This window comes from Kitasatospora sp. NPDC052896, assembly GCF_044547075.1.
Taxonomy (GTDB): domain Bacteria; phylum Actinomycetota; class Actinomycetes; order Streptomycetales; family Streptomycetaceae; genus Kitasatospora.
The window spans coordinates 200,905-219,130 of record NZ_JBITZU010000004.1; the positions used below are offsets into that span (position 1 = coordinate 200,905).

General features: G+C 71.0%; 9 protein-coding genes and 1 pseudogene. All 10 read right to left on the bottom strand.

Going from position 1 to position 18,226, the window contains the following annotated elements; genetic code table 11:
* Positions 1-121: 121 nt before the first annotated feature.
* Positions 122-946 (bottom strand): hypothetical protein, encoded by an 825-nt coding sequence (locus ACIGXM_RS11785; RefSeq protein WP_396559543.1) that lies wholly within the window; start codon positions 944-946, stop codon positions 122-124.
* Positions 947-1,095: 149 nt separating this feature from the next.
* Positions 1,096-1,209: pseudogene (locus ACIGXM_RS11790) on the bottom strand (LysR family transcriptional regulator); the annotation flags it as partial.
* Between the two features lie 1,134 nt (positions 1,210-2,343).
* Positions 2,344-2,574, bottom strand: coding sequence for an e9imm peptide (locus tag ACIGXM_RS11795; RefSeq protein WP_396559545.1), 231 nt, complete (start codon positions 2,572-2,574; stop codon positions 2,344-2,346).
* A 241-nt stretch (positions 2,575-2,815) separates the two neighbouring features.
* The gene (locus ACIGXM_RS11800) at positions 2,816-4,213 is read right to left on the bottom strand and encodes a hypothetical protein (RefSeq protein WP_396559547.1); all 1,398 of its coding nucleotides are present in this window, start codon (positions 4,211-4,213) and stop codon (positions 2,816-2,818) included.
* A 41-nt stretch (positions 4,214-4,254) separates the two neighbouring features.
* Positions 4,255-5,598, bottom strand: a complete 1,344-nt coding sequence (locus ACIGXM_RS11805; protein WP_396559549.1) for a hypothetical protein — start codon at positions 5,596-5,598, stop codon at positions 4,255-4,257.
* A gap of 25 nt (positions 5,599-5,623) precedes the next feature.
* Positions 5,624-7,000, bottom strand: coding sequence for a hypothetical protein (locus ACIGXM_RS11810; protein ID WP_396559551.1), 1,377 nt, complete (start codon positions 6,998-7,000; stop codon positions 5,624-5,626).
* The gene (locus ACIGXM_RS11815; protein ID WP_396559553.1) at positions 6,997-10,677 is read right to left on the bottom strand and encodes a hypothetical protein; all 3,681 of its coding nucleotides are present in this window, start codon (positions 10,675-10,677) and stop codon (positions 6,997-6,999) included. Before ACIGXM_RS11815 ends, ACIGXM_RS11810 begins: the two co-directional genes overlap by 4 nt.
* Positions 10,674-13,025, bottom strand: a complete 2,352-nt coding sequence (locus ACIGXM_RS11820; RefSeq protein WP_396559555.1) for a hypothetical protein — start codon at positions 13,023-13,025, stop codon at positions 10,674-10,676. The genes ACIGXM_RS11815 and ACIGXM_RS11820 overlap by 4 nt, the downstream gene beginning before the upstream one ends.
* Positions 13,026-13,051: 26 nt before the next feature.
* Positions 13,052-17,392: a DUF6603 domain-containing protein gene (locus ACIGXM_RS11825; RefSeq protein WP_396559557.1), complete on the bottom strand. Its 4,341-nt coding sequence runs from the start codon at positions 17,390-17,392 to the stop codon at positions 13,052-13,054.
* Positions 17,393-17,498: 106 nt separating this feature from the next.
* Positions 17,499-18,226, bottom strand: a 728-nt coding sequence (locus tag ACIGXM_RS11830) for a hypothetical protein (RefSeq protein WP_396559559.1), incomplete at its 5' end; no start/stop codon positions are given.

The window sequence follows — 18,226 nt, forward strand, 5'->3', positions numbered from 1 at the left end:
GGAAAAGGGCGGGGCAGGCCCGGACGGGCCCGGTGGCGTTGATCTTCTGCGATCGCCGTGCTGCCCTTCGGGTTGCCCGCACGGGCGACGACCCGAACGACTCACACGCGGATCACGCGGATCAACCGGCCAGCGCCTTCAGCTTCGAGGCCGCGATGACGTCGCTGTCGGCCGGCGGGGTCACGGTGACCGGCGCGTTGAACGCGCTGAACGTGGCCGTGCCGCTGCCGTCGCTGTCCTTGTCCACCGACTTCAGCGGCCAAGGCGTGCCCTGGGTGGCGACCCAGAGGTCGGTCTGGCCACCGTCGGCGCGAGCGATGTGCACGATCACTGCGGGCTGGCCGTTGACCGTGTCGGTGCTGCCCTTGGTGGCCTTGTCCCCGGCTTTGCCGAGCTGATCGGTGTACTGCTCGAGGCTGCAGGAATCCGCGATGTCCTTGAGGTCCGCGTCGTTCTGGACGCCGCTCATCCAGCGGCCGTTGAGGAGCTTGGCGGCCGCGGCGCCCTCGCCTCCCCAGAAGGTCGTCAGCATCGTCGCGTCGGGCCGCAGGTAGGTCTGCTGCGGGGTGCTCAGGACGTCGGCGCTCCCCCCAGGGCCCATGCTCATGTTGCCGCTGCAGTCGCCCTTGGCGTCCACGGACACGTGCGCCTGGATGGGGACCCCGCTGGTCGTGCCGCTGATGACGGTCTGCAGCGAGCCGGCCCCCTTCAGGGCGGTGATCGCCTGCTGGAGGATCTGGTCGCCGGTCATCGTCGACAGGTCCGGGCCGGTCGCGGAGGGCGAGGCCGAGGGGGCCGCCGAGGTCGGGGCGGCCGAGGCGGCGGACGTGGCCGGAGCGGGGGCGGCAGCCGACTTCGTGGCGCCGCTCCCGGAACTGCAAGCCGTGACGCCGAGGGTGACGACCGCACAGGTGGCAGCAATCCGGAATGGGGTGGTGAAGAGCACAGTTGTTCCTTTGACAGGCTGCGGAGAGCAGCAGCGACAGCGTCAGACCGTAACAACAGCATGAGAGATGCATGAAAAACTGATCGTATTCAAACAATCTTGACGGCCTGGCAGACCGCGTCCGCTGGGCCGCAGCAAAAGGCTCAAAAGTGGGCGCGGAGGGTGGCCAGCGCCGGGTGGGGGTTGTCGCGGCGCCAGAGGAGGGCGTGCGGGTAGACGGGCGTCGGGTCGGTCACCGGGATGCGGCGCAGGCCGTGGTCGGCGCTCTGCGGGAAGCCATCGCGGGGGCCCCGCCGCCCTCGACGACGACTACGGACTGATCCGCGTGCCGACCGACGAGGTCACCGACCAGCTCCAGGAACTCGTCGACGCCACCTGAACCCGGCTCTCGGGTCGTGCAGCCGCCCATCGGCCGCACGACCCGAACGATCACGACGCTCGGCGCGGCCGAACCTCCCGGACCGTGAAGGCGGTCTCCAATGCCGGCCCGAGCAGGCCGAGCTCACCGGCGAGGGTCGACACGAAGGCCTCCACCGCCACCTCCGGCCTTCCAAGGAGGCGCCGCCAGCCTCCCGCCGACCCGTCCCACCGCCTACCAGCACCTGGCGCCACCATGCCGCCGCACCGCCCTATGTGCAAGCCGTACCCAACCAACGGCCGTCCGCCGCAGTCCTCACTCCCAGCTCGGCGGAGCCGTGCCCACAACCCCAGCAGGGAGGACCGCCCCGGCATGGCCCGCAAGAACAAGAAAGACGACGACGCCATGCCGTCTCCCACCCGAGATGCTCACGACGCTCATAGCCGCCGTTGCCTCCGTCCTCGCCGCATGCCACGGTCACGCCCCGCTCTGACCCCGCGGCCCACGACCGAGGCCGCACCGTGAAACGCGCTTGCGAGCCGTGTTGACAAGGCGATGCAGGTGGTCGTCGGCCGGGCCGCCGGGCAAGGAGTACTGCGAGTCGGTGGGGCGCTGGTGGTGGGTCGGACACCGTCGGGACCGGCGGTGTTTGGGCGGGCGGATCAGGGCAAGGCGTGCGGCGGGGTCCAGCCGGGGCGTGGGACGGATCCGCTGCCCGCGTAGTGCCCGGATGCCTCGCGTCTCCTCGGCGACCGGCCACCGGGCTTCCGACTGCCAGCGTTCCGAGAGGGAGGACATGATGCTGAGCCGATCCGTACCACCGTGTCGACCGGTAGGTGAACTCGTCGCCGAAGCAGCCGACTTGATCGATGCGGCTGCCCATGGCTCACAGGCCGCTCCGACCGGTCAGTCCCAGTCGCGACCGCCAACGGCCTGCCCCACCACCAGGTAGACGGCGGCGGGCAGGCCGTAGCGCGCGGCAAGTTCGCGGTGGAGGTTGCACAGCCCACCACCTGATCAACATCCCGTCAGCGTCAGGTCAGGGAGCGATCGGTCGGTAGGCCAGAGCTTGATCCACTACCTCTTCGGCTGATGGTTCGGGTCCCTTGGGCCAGAAGATGAGGTCGCCGATGTATCCGGTCGGACACCTCAGGGCCCTGTCGAGCTGGTCCAGCCAGCCGTCCACCTCGTCATCGCTGGCATAGTCCGCGTCCATGATTCGCTGCACGAGTGCGACGGCTTCCTCGCGGCCCAGCTCCACGGCACTCACCCCCTTGGCGTGATGGACCAGCGTAACCCAGTCATGTGATCGGCTGAGCAGGTCCCAGGGGCCGCCCAGCCGATCAGGCGGCCCGTCGGATGGATCCAGAATTCCCCGACGCGAAGACACGGGTCGGGTGAGCGATGGACCGGAAGGACTGGCGCGACGAGGTGGTACTGACCAAGCGGTCCACCGCCTTGACGCCCCTCCAGCGACGCCACGCCGCGCGAGGCGTACAACCGGGTGTGCCTCAGGCGTTCCCGATCGGGTAGAAGACGAACTGGCCGCCACGGTTGTCCTGTTCCACCTCGCCGACGTATGGGTCCCCACGGTGGACGGGCAGGGCCGTGGTGGCGCGGCCCTGCCCCCAGGTGCCCGACTGATAGGCCTTGGCGTTCGGGGCGTTCAGCATGACTTTCGCGTCATGGGCGAAGCCGACCAGGAACCCGTCGGTCTGGGCGGTGTCGGTGACCTTGCGGACGTCCTTCACGATCGGTTGGCCGAGGATCTGCACTTTGCCCCGGGTGGCGTTCAGGGTGTCGTCGCTCTGCAGCGCGCCGGTCACCGTGAGCTTGTCGGCGGTGATCTCCGGGTTCGCGCCGCTCGCCGTGATCGCTCCGGTCGAGATGAGGCTCGGCGTGGTGGCGCTCGTCGTGGTGACGGCGCGATCGATGGTGCACGCCTTCTCGACCTTGACCGGCGCTAGGGCATTCAGCGTGCTGGCAATGGTCACCGAGGCTGCGTCGAGGGTCAGCGCGGGGGAACCGACCAGCGAGTCCGCGCGCATCCCGTTCATGAGGGGTTTGCTCACGGCGACGGTGACGGAGTCGTAGCGGTCCAGACCGCCCGCGCTGGTCTTGACCATGAAGGTCTCGTCGTGCACCAGGGGGAACGTCGCGTAGGGGAAGGTGATCGGGATTCCGTTCGGATGCGCCGTGGAGTACAGCGTCTGCTCTCCGGTCGGCCCCTGCCAGGCGAGGACGACCGGGGTGTCTCTGGGCACGAGCGTTGCGGGCTTGGTGTCGGGGCTGGTCGCGGTCCCGAGCCGTGCGGTGAGGTTCGCCGTACTTTCGGCCTCCTCGTCGGCCGCGGTTTCGCCTGCCGGTGCCTGCCCGGTCCCGCCCGCGGGCAGGTCACGTCGCGCGCGGACGAAGGACTTGATCACCTCCAACATCTTGGGGTTGTCACGGTCGGTCTCGGGCTCGCCGGGACGGGCGCTGCTCTCGATGACGCGCACCCAGGCGGTGCCGGGCTTGCGGCTGACCTTGACGCCGGTGAGTTCGATCGCCAGGCTCGCGGTCACCTGGTCCTCTCGTCCGTGCTCGGAGGGCACGAACTCCGCCGTGCCGTTCTGCGGCACCGCGATCAGGACGTCCTCTTGGACGGCGACCACGGACCAGGTGTGCGGGGTCGCCGTCGCCACGATGCCGACGCCGGTCTGGGCGAGGTCGGCGGCGATCGTGCCGACCGGCAGCACGATGGTGATCCGACCGCACCGCACCGGTGTGGGGTGCGGATTGGAGATCAGCAAGCGCAAGCGGGCCAGGGACAGTTCGCCCTCCGTCGGGCTGTGGATCAGCGGGTGGGGGGTGGTCTGGATCGCGTAGCTGAGCAGTGGCGCGGCGGGCGCGTCCGGTGTGGTCGTCATGACGGGTTCCTTCGCTGGCCTGGCTGATGGATGACGAAGCGTCAGGTGCCGAACGGGTACCAGCTGAACGTGTAGCCGGTGCCGCTACCGCCCCAGGTGATCGGCTGCTCGGCCTTGACCGGGGCGACCAACGTTCCGACTCTCCCCCACGACACGTTCCTGAATTTGTGGGAGGGCGTGTCCACCCACAGTTCGAGGTCGGCATGGTCGGTTGCGCTGGCGAGGATGAGGCCGTCGGTGGGGAACGTCTGCGATCCGGACGCCGGCAGCGGTGTGTGCCCGGCCTTGAGGATGTTGACCCGCCCGGTCGCGGTGAGGCCCCGGCTGGTGGTCACCTTCGCCGCGGTCAGGTTGTTCGCGGTGAACGTTCCCGCGACTTCGAGTGTGCCGCCGAACTGGGTGGCGGCTGCCTTGATCGTCGGGGCTTCGAGGCGTCCGGTGATCGACGCCGTGTTCTTCCCGTGCATCGCTTCCTTGACGGTCAGGAGCTTTTCGGTGCGCACGGGCGAGGTGATTGTCAGCCCGGGTGGGTCCACGTGGCCCAGGGTTCCGTTCGGCAGGTTCACTCGCGGATACTCGGGCACGTCGACCTGCAGGGTGAACGAGTCGTAGCGGCTGACGGGTTGGCCGTTGACCTGGGAGACCGTCTGCAGGGTGAACGTCGTCTCGCGGTACAGCGGGCCGCACACCAGCTGGGTGGCCCCTTCCGCGATCGGAGTACCGGCCTCCTTGTCCTCGTAGTGCAGGTGTCGCACGACGTCGCGCGCGGGGTTCCAGGCGACGGTGACCTTGCTGCCGTGCGGCACGCGGACAGCAGGTGGACGCCCCTCGATCGGCTGCTCACCGACGTGGACCCGCAGGTTGGTGCCGACCGGTAGCGTGGCCGTGGTGCCGGCCGGGAACTTCGGGAGCCGAGCGTAGCCCTCACGCGCCTGCGGAGTGTCCTGCCTGATGGCCGAGGTCTCGGTGATCAGCGGATAGGCCACCCCCACGGAGCTGTTCACCGGTACGCGGTCGACCTTGAAGGTCAGAGGATCCTCCGTGATCACCGCCGCCTCATCGGTACTGGGCTCGAACTCGAAGCGGGCCTGGGTGGGGCTGACGGTCTGTCCGGTGCGTACCCATCCCGGGGTCGTGGTCGACGCTTCGATGCCGACACCGGTGCTGGCGAGGTCACGTGGGCGACTACCGACCGGGAGTTCGATCACGATCGAGGTGCAGCGCACGGCGACGTTGCCGCTGTTGGAGACGACCACCCGCAGGTCGGCGGGCGAGGGCCCCGAGAGGTTCGCCTCCAGCGGCTCCGGATCGGTGCGCACGGCGTGGTCGAGCAACGGAGCAGCCGCCGGCGGCACAGTTCGCGCGGCGGACGAGGCGAGGGACATCGGGGTGCCTTCCGGGCGACGGGTGTCAGGACGAGGTGGGGCTGCCGAGGATGGCCCAGGCGAGGAACATCGTGGTGGAACTGATGGTCGATGGGTCGTAGGTCACTGCTTCGTCACCCCGGACCGCCAGGAAGAGGGAGTCGGCACTGCTGAGGCTGCGGCCGCGAGCGCCGACCTCCCGGTTACCGACGGTCACGGTGACCATGCCAGGGTTGGGCACGCCGACCCCCTGGACCATGTAGCCGACGAGAAGCCGATCAGTGCCCGGAAAATCCTGGGGACGTGAAATGCGTACGACGCTGTTGAAGATCCTTACGGTCTTCTTGGCCGTCAGATCCTTGGTCGTGATGCCAGCGGCCGTGACCTCGCCGCCCGGCACCGTCGAGGTCCCGCCCGCGCCGGCCGATCCGGTGACGCTGATGCCCGTGGTCGCGTTCAGGTTCTGCTTGGCCTCGAAGGTGGCCAGCGCCGTCAGGCCCGCTCCGGCCGTCAGCTCGCCGTCGATACTCAGGCCCTTGGTCACCGTCACCGCCTCGGGGAAGGTCACCGTGCCGCTGGCCCCGGCGGCGAGGGGAGCGGTCAGCGAGAGTCCGGCGAACGTCGGGGTGTCGACGGTGACCGTGACGGTGTCGTACATCGTCTCGCCGGTGGCCTTGACCTTGGTGCGCAGCGTGAACGTGGTCGGGCGTACGACCGGGTCGCAGTCGAAGCGGGTGAGCGTGGAGACGTCCCGGCCGGTCGCGCCGAGGTCGTCGTTGAGCGGTTGGGTGAACAGGTGACGCTCGACGTCTCCTCGGGCCTGCCAGGTCAGCGTGACCCTCTGGCCGGCCGTCACCTGTGTCGCGGGGGAAGGGCTGAGGCTGCCGGTGCCCGCCCACCGCCTGGCCGCGAAGCGGTTCGGGGAGCCCGCCAGGACAGGGGGCCGGTAGGGCCACTTCTCGACGAACAACGGCACCACCGTCGGTTGTGGCTCGCCGACCAGGTGCTCCGCGATCCGGATCGTGACGTTGCCCGGCTCGGTGTTGATCCGCAGGCCGTCGATGACGATCTCGACGCCGTCCTGGTCGAAGACGAACGCGTTGCCGGGCGGGGTGAAGGTGATGGTGGCGGTGCTCGCGGTGGAGGTGATCGCCGACTGCCACCCGGTCGGAGCCGTGGCCGTGATCCCCGTGGCGGTCTCCACGAGTGACGTCGCACCCGTGCCGATCGGGATCTCCATCACGACCTTCGCGCAGCGCACCGGATCGCCGGGCGGCGCCGAGACCACGAAGTCCATCCGGGCGGGGGGCCGATCGCCGCTCGGCGGGCTGACCTGGAGTGGGAACGGCGTGGTGAGCGAGGCGTAGTCGAGCGCGCCCGAGGCGATCGAGTAGGCGGGGAACTCCGGGAACTCCTCGGTCACGGTGTGGGTCCTTCCTCGGACGGCTGCAGTTGGAGGTAGCCGGTACGCAGGACCGGACGGGCGAACGGAAACCTCGGCAGCGGGTCGGCCTGGTCCGTCGGGTGCGGATCCGCCCACGCACCGGCCGGTGCGGGCTGGGCCCAGGTCCACGTGCCGTGCCGGTCGGCGGGGCGGGGCAGGATCAGGGCGGCGTCGTCCGGGGCCTCGATGGTGAACATGGGGCCGAACCGGAAGCCGGCCGCGATCGCGCCGAGCGATTCCTCGAAGGCCCGCGCCGGCACACGCAGTTGGGCGGTGGGCAGGATGCCGGTGGTCGCGTGGACGGCGCCGAACGGGTCGAGCAGGAGGGTCAGGTGGGCCGTGCTCGCCGGGTCGTGGTCGCGCGGCGGGCGGGCCGGCAGGGCGAGGCCGTTGCCCGGCCCGATCGGGCGCAGGTAGTCGTGCTGGTCGTCCAGGTCGGCGAGATCGGTCTCGTCGAGCACGATGTGCAGGCCGGTGTAGTCGCGCTCCTGGTAGTAGCCCACCAGGCCGTCACCGAGTTCGTCGCGTTCGCCGAGCCTCACCGGCCAGCGGTAGTTCGGATATTCGGGCTCGGACGGCTCCAGCAGGTGCTGCCACGACGGGTCGCGGTACGGCGAGCCGTCCAGGTCCAGACGCACCCGGGCACGCACGAGGGCGAGCGGCCGGCCGAGCAGGCGGCTCAGCGTGGTCGGCGGGTCCTGGTCGCCGGTCGGCGCGATCGTGGTCAGCGCCCGGTCGATGCCGCGCAGGAAGGTGCGCAGCGTGGTGCGGTCGAGGTCCAGCAGACCGGTGACCAGGTCGTGCAGATGCCCGTGGTCGGCGGCGAGATCGCCGGGGAGCCGGTAGATCGATCCCGGCAACGGTTGCCAGCGCGGGACGGTGGTCCCGTCCGGCATGACGCTGATCGCGACCGAGCCCAGCGGCGAGCCGTCCGCCGCGTAGCACAGCACGGCCTGGTCGAGATGGTTCGGGACGAGCCAGGCGCAGATCGAGGCGGCGGCGGCCTCGTCGTCCAGCACGTGCGCGTCGGCATCGGCCGACAGCAGGCTCAGCCGGGTGCGCGCGGGCTGCGGCAGCCGCGGCTTGAGCTCCACGAACCGGCCCGGGTCCCGGTCGACGACCGTGACGAGTTCGCCCGTCTCCTCGTCGGTGCCCGGGCTCAGATCGTGCGGCAGTCCCGGTCGGAACGCGTGCGCGGGGGTGCCCTGGCCGATGGTGTCGCGCAGCTCGATCTCGTCCGGGATCACCACGGGCAGGCCGCGCCCGAACCGGTCCACCACGTTGAGCCGGGTGAACGCGAACTGGCCCGAGCGCACCTCCTGGAACCGGGAGGCGGCCCAGCCGATGAACGGGCGCGGCAACGGCCCGGGGTCCGGTGGTAGGCCCTGGGCGATCTGTCCGCCGATCGCGGCGTCGCGCACCCGCGAGCCGCCGCCGAGGTGGACGGCCTCGTTGGCGCTGCGCGCGAGGAGTTGGTCGTTGAAGCCGTTGAGGGTCTGCGAGATCAGGTCGGCCTCGGCGGCCTGGTCGGCCAGGGTGCGCAGCAGCTCGGCGTACGGGCCGGAGCGGTCGGCAGCGGCGTGGCGCAGCGAGTCGGCGAGGGTCTGCGCGGGGGTGGGGGTGAGGAACTGCCGGCCGCGCAGGGTGAGTGGCTCGTGGTCGGCGCCGGTTCCGTTCCAGCGGTACCGGTTGCCGTCGAAGGTCCAGTTGGCCTGCTCGGGGTCCTCGATGCCCTGGCCCTCGGCGTAGGTGATCGGGTAGTAGTCGATCTCCCACTGGAAGAACAGCGGTGACCACGCCTGCCGCCACTCGGTCGTGCCGAGTGCCGGGGGCAGGCCGTGCGCCCGCGTCGCCGGGTCGGCCATCGCCTCGCGCAGCGCCGCCGCATCGGTGTCGGGACGGCCGGCGGCCCTGGCCAGGGCGCGCGCGTTGGCCGGGTCGAGGTAGAAGAACTCATGCAGCAGGCGGGGGAGTTCGGCTGGTGCGTTGGGCAGGTTCGGCGGTACCGGGATCGCGCTCGCGGGAGCCGTGACGAGCACGGTGCGCGCCGGGTCGAGGTACACGCCGCACACCAGTTCCTCGGCGCGCCGGCACAGCAGGCCGTCCTCGGCTGCGAGCCGGGCCTGCTGGTCCTCTTTGGTGCAGCGCAGCGCGACGACCGGCTCGGTTGCCCGGTACAGGTCGGGCAGCACCTCGCGCTTGAGGACGAATCCGGACGTCTGGCCTGCGAAGTGCTCGGTGATCGAGTCGGCGAGTTCGTCCTGGGTGCGCCCCCACGGGATCCGCTCGCGCGCCTGGTCGAGCACGAGCTGGCAGCGGGCCGCCTCCTCCTCGGCCGCGCGCAGGCGGGTGCCCAGCTCGCCTCGGTAGGCGCCGTCCTCCAGCACCTCGTCAGGGTCGAACTCGGGCACCACGGGCAGGCCCTCGGCCCACCACAGGTCGTAGACCCGGCGCTGGGCCGCCGCGAGGTCGCGGGCGGCCTCGTCGTGCGCGGCCTGGTCCGCGTTGAGGGTGGCGAGCAGGTCGGTGAACGTGCGGCGGGCCCGGCGGCGAGCGCGCGCCGGCTCCTCGGGGGCGTCCGGGTCGGCTTCGAGGGTCCAGGTGTAGCCCGCGGGGGTCGGCACGAACCAGGACTCGAACGTGGCGCGGCCCTTGACGAACGCGCCGTCGGGCTCGTCTACGGCCTCCAGCAGGCCGCGCTGGCACGTGTTCAGCAGCTCGGCAAGGCCGGGCGCGTCCTCGGGCTCGGCCTCCTCCTCGAACACCAGCGACGCGTGCGCGCTGGTGTGACCCAGGGCCACGGCGACCAGATCGGGGCGGGGTGAAGTGGGTGAGGGGCCGGTGCCGTGCCAGCTCAGGCCGAGCACGGTGCCGTGGAAGATGCCGCGCGAGGCGGCCGCGACGGGAGCCTCGGGATCTTCCGGGTCCGTCTCGGGGCCGGGGGTGAGCGTCCAGTCGAACTCGGTGAGCAGCTTGCGCAGTTCGGGGCCGGCCTCGGTCACCGGATCGGCGCTCGGATCGCTGTACCAGCCCGCGACGAGGTAGCCGACCGTCCACTCCCGGGTCGGGTCGAGGCCGTCCATCGTGTCGTGGATCGAGAACACGTCCTCGTTGTACGGCTGGTACACCGCGAACGTCGGCACGCCGGGCCCGACCGCGGTCAGGAACAGGCCGCCGGCGGGCGGGCCTGGTTCGTTCCATGACGCACCGGCCGAGAGGTTGATCCGGCGGCCGATCCGGGTGATCGTGCCGTCCGGTGTGGCGTAGGGGCTGGTGCCGCCCACCGGGTCCAGGTGGTCGCTCTCCACCAGCCAGGCGGTCTGCTCGCGGGCCTCGGCGCCCGGCAGGCCGTGCGTGCGCACGACGAGCCAGCGGTTGGGGACCAGGGGGAAGGAGATGTCGGAGTCCGGGTGGTCCTGCGTGCCGTTGGTGAGCGCCTGCGGCAACTGCCACTGCAGGTAGACGCCGTTGCGGTCCGGTGTGATCGCGAAGTCCGTGTCGATGTTGCCGAACGGCGGTGGTTCGGGCGAGAGCCGGGACCGGGTGAGGGTGTAGTTGGCCTGCCAGCGTTGGAAGTTCTCGCCCAGGCGGACCTGGTCGTTGACAACCAGGGCATCCAGGTGGACCGGGACGAACAGCGGGCTCGGGTCGGTCATGACGGGCTTCCCCCGGTGGCCAGGTTGGACAGGATCATCTGCCGAAACGGTGCGTTGACGAGTTGCAGGGCCAGCACCGCGGGCGAGGGCTCGCCGGGCTGCCCCGCTTCTGTGAGCCGTGCGCCGAGCGCGCGCACCAGGCCGTCGTCGTCCGGGCGCAGGTCCAGGACCCGCCGGCCGAAGGCGTCGTCGCGCAGGTAGGCGTCGATGCCCGCCTCTCCCGGATCCTGCGGGAAGTACACGTCGCGGAGGGTCGCGCCGGTCGGCACACCTGCGTCGCCGAGGCTGCGCAGGTTCAGCACCGGCACGCCGTCCCGGGGGTGGGGGTCGACACCGAACGACAGACCCTCCGGCGGTTCCGACAGCTCGACCTCGTCCGGCACCCGGTCGAACAGCAGGAGCAAGACGTCGTCCTCCAGCAGGCTGCGGCGCAACAGCCCCACCGGGACCCGGTTCTGCCAGCCCCGCACGATCAGCTCCGGGCACTCGCGGGTCAACGCGGAGCGGATCAGCAGCCCCGCGCGCGGCCACGAGTCGTCGGGGTTGCGGGTCCGATCGGTCCACGGTGCGGCGAGCGCGGCCAGGTGCACGTCGGCCGTGCCGGTGACGCCCAGACTCTCGGCGCCGGCCTGGAGGGCGGTGAGCCACCCGGGGTCCACGTGGAAGAACCGCAGCGACTCGCGCGGCAGCATCGCCTCGTCGGGCACGAGCTGCGCGAACGGCACGTCGTAGAGCAGGCGCAGCCGGGCGAACCAGGCCGCGACCTGCTCGCCGCCAGTGTCCAGGGCCTCTCGCAGCTCCTCACGCAGCACGGACTGGACGCGGCTCTCGGCCAGTACGCGGTGCACGGCCAAAGGGACCGGTGCGGGCTGGTCGGGCGCGGTGCGGGCGCAGCGCTCCGTGGGCGGGTCGTTCAGTGCCCGGATCAGCCGCTCGGCCGCTCCCGTGCCGGCCAGCGCCCGAAGTGCCCGGTCGTTGACGCGCGGGCGGGCCCGGCGGGTCAGCTCGGCCGTGACGGCGTCGGAACCGGCGGCGGCGAGGCGCTGCGCGATCACAGCGGACCGGTACCGGGCCCGGCTGCGCCACGCGCTCAGGCCGGCGCCGAAGTCGTCGTCGGCGAGCGCCAGCGCCCGGCCGAGCGTCCAGGCCGCGGCCCAGCCGGTGTCGTACACGCCCCACTCGGGGTCGTAGCCGAGGAGCTGTCCGGCCTCCGTCCAGCCGTCCTCGGGCGGGCGGGTCAGCGGCTGCGCGACGGTCGGCGTGAACGGACCCCGGTACCACGCGTACGTCTGTTCACCCGAGGCCACCTGGTAGGGCAGCGGAACCCAGCCCTCCTCGATGCGCTCACGGGCCCGGGACACCGCCGGGTCGGCCGACGGTGCCGGGACGGGCCGGCGCAACAGGAGGTCGCGTGCTTTTCCGTCGTCCGCGTCGTCGTGGAGCAGGTCGTGGACGCGCACCGCGAAGCCGGCTGCGTCGGCGGGGTAGCACTCGAAGGACCAGTGGTGCAGCGATACGACGCGGACGTCCGGCGGCTGCGGGTCCTGGGCGGTGACCGTGTTCAGCGCGGCCTGGCACCCTTCGAGAGACACCAGGTGGGCGACGTGCCGCCCGGCAGCGGGGTTCGGCAGGCGGTTGGCGACGATCACCGAGAAGTCGCCCGCGGCGAGTTCCTCGCCGCGCAGACGCGTGTCGGCGCGCACCGTGCGGACGTGGGCGAGGTGGCGCAGTTCGTCGTGGCGCGGACAGACCGCCGTGAACACCGGGCCCGGGATCCGGATCGTGTCGCACTCGGTCGAGTGCGCCACTTCGACCTGCGTCCTGGGGATGTCCGGTACGAGCACGCCCGGCTCGGGCGAGGTGGGCCACAGCAGCTGGCCGATCGGCATCCGGTCCACCTCCCCGACCGCGCTCAGGTCACCGGGCAGCTCCTCGGCCGCGAAGACCAGCAGCGCGAGCCACGGCGCCCGTGGTGTGACCGGCCCGGTCCCCACCCATCGGGGGTCGATGTCGCGAAGCCACGGCAACAGGTGACCGCTCAAGGTGACGTGGGGCAGGGTCATGGCCAGGGCGCCGGCCTCCTCCGGAGCCGGGTTGGTCGCGTGAACCATGTCCGGGGAGAGCACGAACTGCGGCGCGCGGACCTCGAACTCCCGGGTGGCATCGCGAAGGTAGCCGCCGGTGTCGACCCCGTCGATCTCCTGCTTCGCGGTGATCAGGAACCGGCCGGCCTTCACCGCCGGGACCAGGTCGTCCCCGAATCGCAGGGTGAACGAGGCGTCGCGGCGGCGCACGGCCGGCGGCGACTGGTTCGAGCCCGCGCCGCCGGTGGCCCTGGTGGCACCCATGATGTGTTCCTCCTTGTCAGCGGCGGTCATGCCGACGCCACCGGACGGGGCCGCTGCTCGCCGCGCGCGGCGGCGTCTTCGCGCAGCAGCGGGTCAGCGGGCAGACCGTCCGTCGTCGCGTGGTCGGCGAACGCGCGCAGCGAGTCGTCGGGCAGCGGGTCGAGCAGTCCGGCCAGTGCTCCGGCAAGGCGGGTTCGCGCGCTCACCGTCTGGCCGGACGCGATGTTCTCAGCGACGGTGCCAACGCCGGTGCCGGTCGCCAGGCTCAGCAGGTCCCCGGTCGGCCGGTCGGTTGGCTTCAACGGCCCGGCCGCGTCCGGCATCTCCTCGTACGCGAGCGAAGCCTCGGCGATCTCCCCAAGCGGCCTGCCCGTCGTCACCGGCGGCGGCACTACGACCTTCAGCCCGGTGCAGCGTCCCGTGAGGAGCCGCCTCGCGGGGTCGAGCAGGTCGCCCTTGTCGGCATTCGGCGCCCCCCACAGCGAGGTGGGCACCGCGTCCAGAATCGGTGTCGCCTGCCAGGACCCGTCGTTCTCCAGGGCCTCCCACCGTGGGGCGACTCCGCGCTGTGCGGTGTTGCGGGCGACCTGGACGGTGAACGAGCTCCGTTTCCCGCTCTCCCCCATGGGCCGGATGTCCAGCGCGGACCCGCTGTGCCGCTCCTCTTCCTGGAAGATCGCCTCGGAGGCGGGCACCGACGTCTCGGCGACGAACGTGAACCCGCCGGCGTCCACCAGCCAGGGCGCGTTCGGATCGGACACGTCACGTCCCTGCGGCGGTTCCGCGTCCGCCAGCAGCCCCGCGCTCGCCCCGATCCGCAGCACCTGCTCGGTCGGGGGCAGCAGCTCGGTGAACTGCGGCCACGTCAACCGGTCCTGCGACGACGTGTCTCCGGGGCCGAACTTGACGGTGACCTTGACGAAGGTGAACTTGGCGGTGACCTTGCCGCCGGTGGGCGGCCCCCACAGGTCCAGCGAAGCGCTCAACTCGCCCCGCACTGTCCCGAACAGGACATTCAGCGAGGCGCCGATCGAGATCCCGATGCCGACCCGGAAGTGGAACGGCTTCCACCTGATCAGCAGGAGCGCGTACGCGCTGAGCCACGCCTTCAGCGGCCCGGACGAGTACCGCACATCCAGCGTGCCGCCGGCCATCACCGCCGACGGCGTCAGCGCGAAGAACGCCGTCCCGCTGATGCTCACCGCACCCAGCGACCAGGTGAACTCCAGCCGGGGAACCTGCGGATAGTGCGCGGGAGCCGTGTACTCGGGGTGGTAGCCGCCCGCGGTGAGCGCGAAGTCCCCCGCGTGGTCACTGACGCCGGACCACATGAAGAACGCGAAGCCGCCCGACAGCACGCACGAGGGGTCGATCACGTAGGAGTCGTACAGCAGCGCGGTGGCCGCGAACTCCCCACGCGCCGACTGGTAGACGATCCGCAGCTGCAACGCGACCTGCGCATACGCCTTGCCGGTCTTGGGGAACGCGGCACGGGCGGTCCCCAGCAGGGCGACGGTCAGGTCGTTGCCGGCCTCCAGCAGCAGGAGCAGCCGGCCGGTGATGAACTCGAAGGAGGTGAAGTCGAGCCCGGCCGCCAGCCAGATCTGGCCCTGCCGCGGTTTCACCCAGGTGCCCGTGAGGCTGTCCAGCACGTCCATCGGGTTCTCGGGCAGCCCGCCGCTCAGGCCCTTCACCAGCGGGAACGAGGTCACCTCGTCGAACTCGGGGATCCGCAGGCTGCTGTTGAACCCGAACCCGGCCGCCAGACCGGTCACCCGGAACGGCGGCGGGCCCCCCAGCGCGGCAACGGCCCGGCCGAACACGAACAGCGAGGGCATGCCGTCATCACGCCGTTGGTACGCCCCGACCGCCGTGATCCCGAGCCTCGGCAGCTGCACCACCAGCATCCCGCCGACCATCAACACGTACGGGGACTCCGGCGGACGGTTGATCAACGCGCCGGCGATCCGCAGCGGCGGCCGGTCGAACTCCACGGCCAGACCCTCAAGCCGAGACCGGACCACGAAGGCATCCGAGCCGAGGTCGACGCCCAGGGCCAGGCCCTGCACGGCCATCGTGAACCCAGCGGCACTCAGCGCACCGTCCACCATCAGCCAGATCGTCCCGGCCTCGTAGCGCACACCGACCCGATGGACCGCCAGCGGCCCGAACGAGCGGCCCAGCTCGACCCAGGCCCCGGCCCGTCCTTCCGCCTCGGGCAGCAACGGCTCCTGGCCCGGTGCGAGGACGACGCCCTCCAGCACCCGCCGCCCGGCCGGCCGCACGGGCAGAGCCTGGCTCACCGGGAACGCTGGGCGCGATCCACCCAGCTGGACCGTCAGGAGCCCGGGCACGCTCCCCGGCACGACGTACTCCAACGCGAGCCAGGTCCCGCCGGGCAGCCCGCCCTGTTCCCCGTCCAGCACCGGCAGAGCGGGACTGGACGGGGAGGCCTCTGCCAGCGCCTGGTTCAGCCGGCCCAGCAGCACCCGTGGTACCGAGCGAGAGGAAGACACCACCCGGACACCGGTCAGTCCGAGATCCTCCCCCGAGGGGATCAAGCCGTTCAACAGCGGCAGCTCCGAGAGGCTCGCCCGCACGGCGACCGACACCTGCGCGGCCCACGTGGACGTCCCCTGCCCGTCCCGCACCGAAGCCACCACCAGGGACACCTTGCCGGTACTCGCCACCACCACGGTGCAGCCCGGCACGGAGTCGTATACGAGCGTCAGCTCGCTCAGGTCCGGGCGAAGCGTGGCGGGCAGCGTCTCCTCGATGTCGCCCAGGTCGGCGAGACCCAGGGAGCGCAGCACCGCGAACAGCGGCACCGGCCGGTCGGTGGCCTCCCACCTGGCGGTCAGCTGCTTTCCGGCCGGGTCCGAGCCGAGGGTGACAGTGAACCGCATCGGGTACGGGCCGTCCTCGCCCCCGAGATCCGCCCGGATCTCCAGCTCGGCTTCGAACCGCGGTGACCAGGCGCCGCCTGTGCGGCTGAGCTCCGCCCGCAAACAGAACGTGCTGTCCACGGCGCCGTCGCCCAGCGGCAGCCAACCGCTGCAGGTGACGACTCCGGTGCCGTCACTACTGAAGGAGAGCGCGATCTCCGACAGGTTCAGGCCGGCGACCGCGTCCGGCAACTCCACCCTGAACGTGCTGTGGAACCAGGTCGCGAAGCTGTCGACGTCCACGCCGAACGCGCTGCCCGCGACCCGCCACACCGTCCCCGACCGGACGCCCTCCAGCACGACCGTGCTCTGGCCGATCGTGAAACGCCCTGTCAGTGTGGCGTCGATGATGGCTGAACTGCCCTGGCCGCGAAGGCGCAGCTCCAGGCCTTCCAGCGCGACCCCTGCGATGGGAGTCCATGGCGTGTCCGTGGCCAGTGCCAGTGCCAGGCAGTAGGAGCGGGTCGGGATGTCGCACTCGACCCGCAGACAGTCCACCGTGACGGAGGACAGGTCGAGTCCGCTGCCGTCGAGATGGTCCGCGATCAGGTCTGCGCCCCGGTCTGGCTGGGCGAGGGTGGCCGTCAGGCGTTGTTGCGGCAGCGCCAGGTCGGCGCGCAGCTCGTACCGTCCGGCCACCGTGAACGTCGCGCCCATGCTGGCGGCGAGCTGCCACGAGCCGTCCTCCAACACTGCGGTCAGAATCAGGTCCTGGAAGGACTCCAGGGCCAGGAATCCCTCGATGATCTCCCACCGGGTTCCCGGGACCACAGTGAGTACGACCCCGGCCTGGTCGATCGATGAGGTGTCGGTCGCGTATGCGGCCGACACCTCCCTGAGGCTGACCGCCGACAACGCGTTCTCGATCTGGGCTGGGATGTCCAGATCCGCCAGCGGCAGGCCCTTCAGGAACGGCAGCTCGGCAAGCGCTTCCACGGAGGCCAGTGGTACTGCGTTCGGCAGCCGCGCGGACAGCTGGTAGCGCTGGAGGACGCCGGGGGCCAGGACCGTCACATACGCGGTGGCAGGGCCGTCACCGGTGGGCACCGTGAAGCCCGCCCCGGGACCGACCGCGTACGCGCTCCCGTCCGCGCACACCACCCCGGTCACCTCGTGGCCGGCGCTGAAGAGCGCGACCGGCTCGGTGAAGCCCACATCGCACAGGAAGGTGAAGTCCCCCGCCGCCTCCGGCGGCTCCGTGATCAGCCAGTCGAAGCCCTCCGCCACGGCCTCGACACCGACCACCGCCTCACCAGCCAGGTCGGTGAGGAACCGCAGGCACGTTGCCCGGGCCTGCCCAGCGAGGAGCGCCCGCCCCCGCACCTCCAGGCCCGGCAGGTCGCAGACCGCCTCCGAGACCTCCAGGGCCGACCCCGAACCGTAGCTCGCGAACAACTGATCTACCGCTTCGATCGCGAACATCTCCGCAGGCAAGGACAGTTCCGGCCCCGAGCCTGCGAGAAAGTTCCGCAAGTCGTCAGTACGCAGGCTCATCTCTCCCCTAAAGGCATATCGCGGTGTCGGACGCTCACTTGACGGGGTACACGGCCGTCCCCGGTTCAGGCCGGCGAAACCTCAGGCCCGGCGTTTCCGGCGAGAACCTGTCGTCAAGGACGTGCAGGGGAGTCTGGCCGGCCAGGTCGGGAGCCGCGACGACAGCGAGCCAGCGTTGCAGGTGTTCGTCGAGGACCTTGAACAACGGCGTCTCACCCGGCAGCACGGGCCTTCCGTATTTGAAGACCGCGTAGAGCGGCGCGGGGCCGAGCCCCGTGATCTCCAGATCAGGCTCGTTCGGTCCCGTTCGTTTCACCGGCTTGACGTCGAAGGCCCGCTCAGCACTGCTGCGGCCGTGCAGTTCAAGGAGCAGTTTCGCCAGAGCGATCCGGTCAAGCAGACCGGATCGTGGCACATCGCCGTAGTCGATGACGCGTGTCGCGTCTCCGGCCAGCGCGAACAGCAACATCGCGTCGTCGCTGCCCCAGGGCTCGTCACTTCCGATGCTGTAGCCGTACAGTTCGTAGGGCTGCACCTGGTCGTGACAGATCGCGATCCATCCAGCCGGGTCGTCCCACTGCAGATCGCACAGCAGCACCTGCCCCGCCGGCGGCGACCCGATCCTGACATGGCAGTTGACCGGCCTCGCGGCCAGGCCGGTCAACTTGAAGTCGTGGATCCCGACCGGCTGTGACCTGACCACTCCGAACCCCGGTTTACCCCTGCCCCGCGCGTGCATGGCCACCAGCCGCGCCTTGAAGT

Excerpts from the sequence above, each read along its gene's own strand:
- ACIGXM_RS11800 (WP_396559547.1), bottom strand. The coding sequence starts at position 4,213 with ATGACGACCACACCGGACGCGCCCGCCGCGCCACTGCTCAGCTACGCG.
- ACIGXM_RS11805 (WP_396559549.1), bottom strand. The coding sequence starts at position 5,598 with ATGTCCCTCGCCTCGTCCGCCGCGCGAACTGTGCCGCCGGCGGCTGCT.
- ACIGXM_RS11815 (WP_396559553.1), bottom strand. The coding sequence starts at position 10,677 with ATGACCGACCCGAGCCCGCTGTTCGTCCCGGTCCACCTGGATGCCCTG.
- ACIGXM_RS11820 (WP_396559555.1), bottom strand. The coding sequence starts at position 13,025 with ATGGGTGCCACCAGGGCCACCGGCGGCGCGGGCTCGAACCAGTCGCCG.
- ACIGXM_RS11825 (WP_396559557.1), bottom strand. The coding sequence starts at position 17,392 with ATGTTCGCGATCGAAGCGGTAGATCAGTTGTTCGCGAGCTACGGTTCG.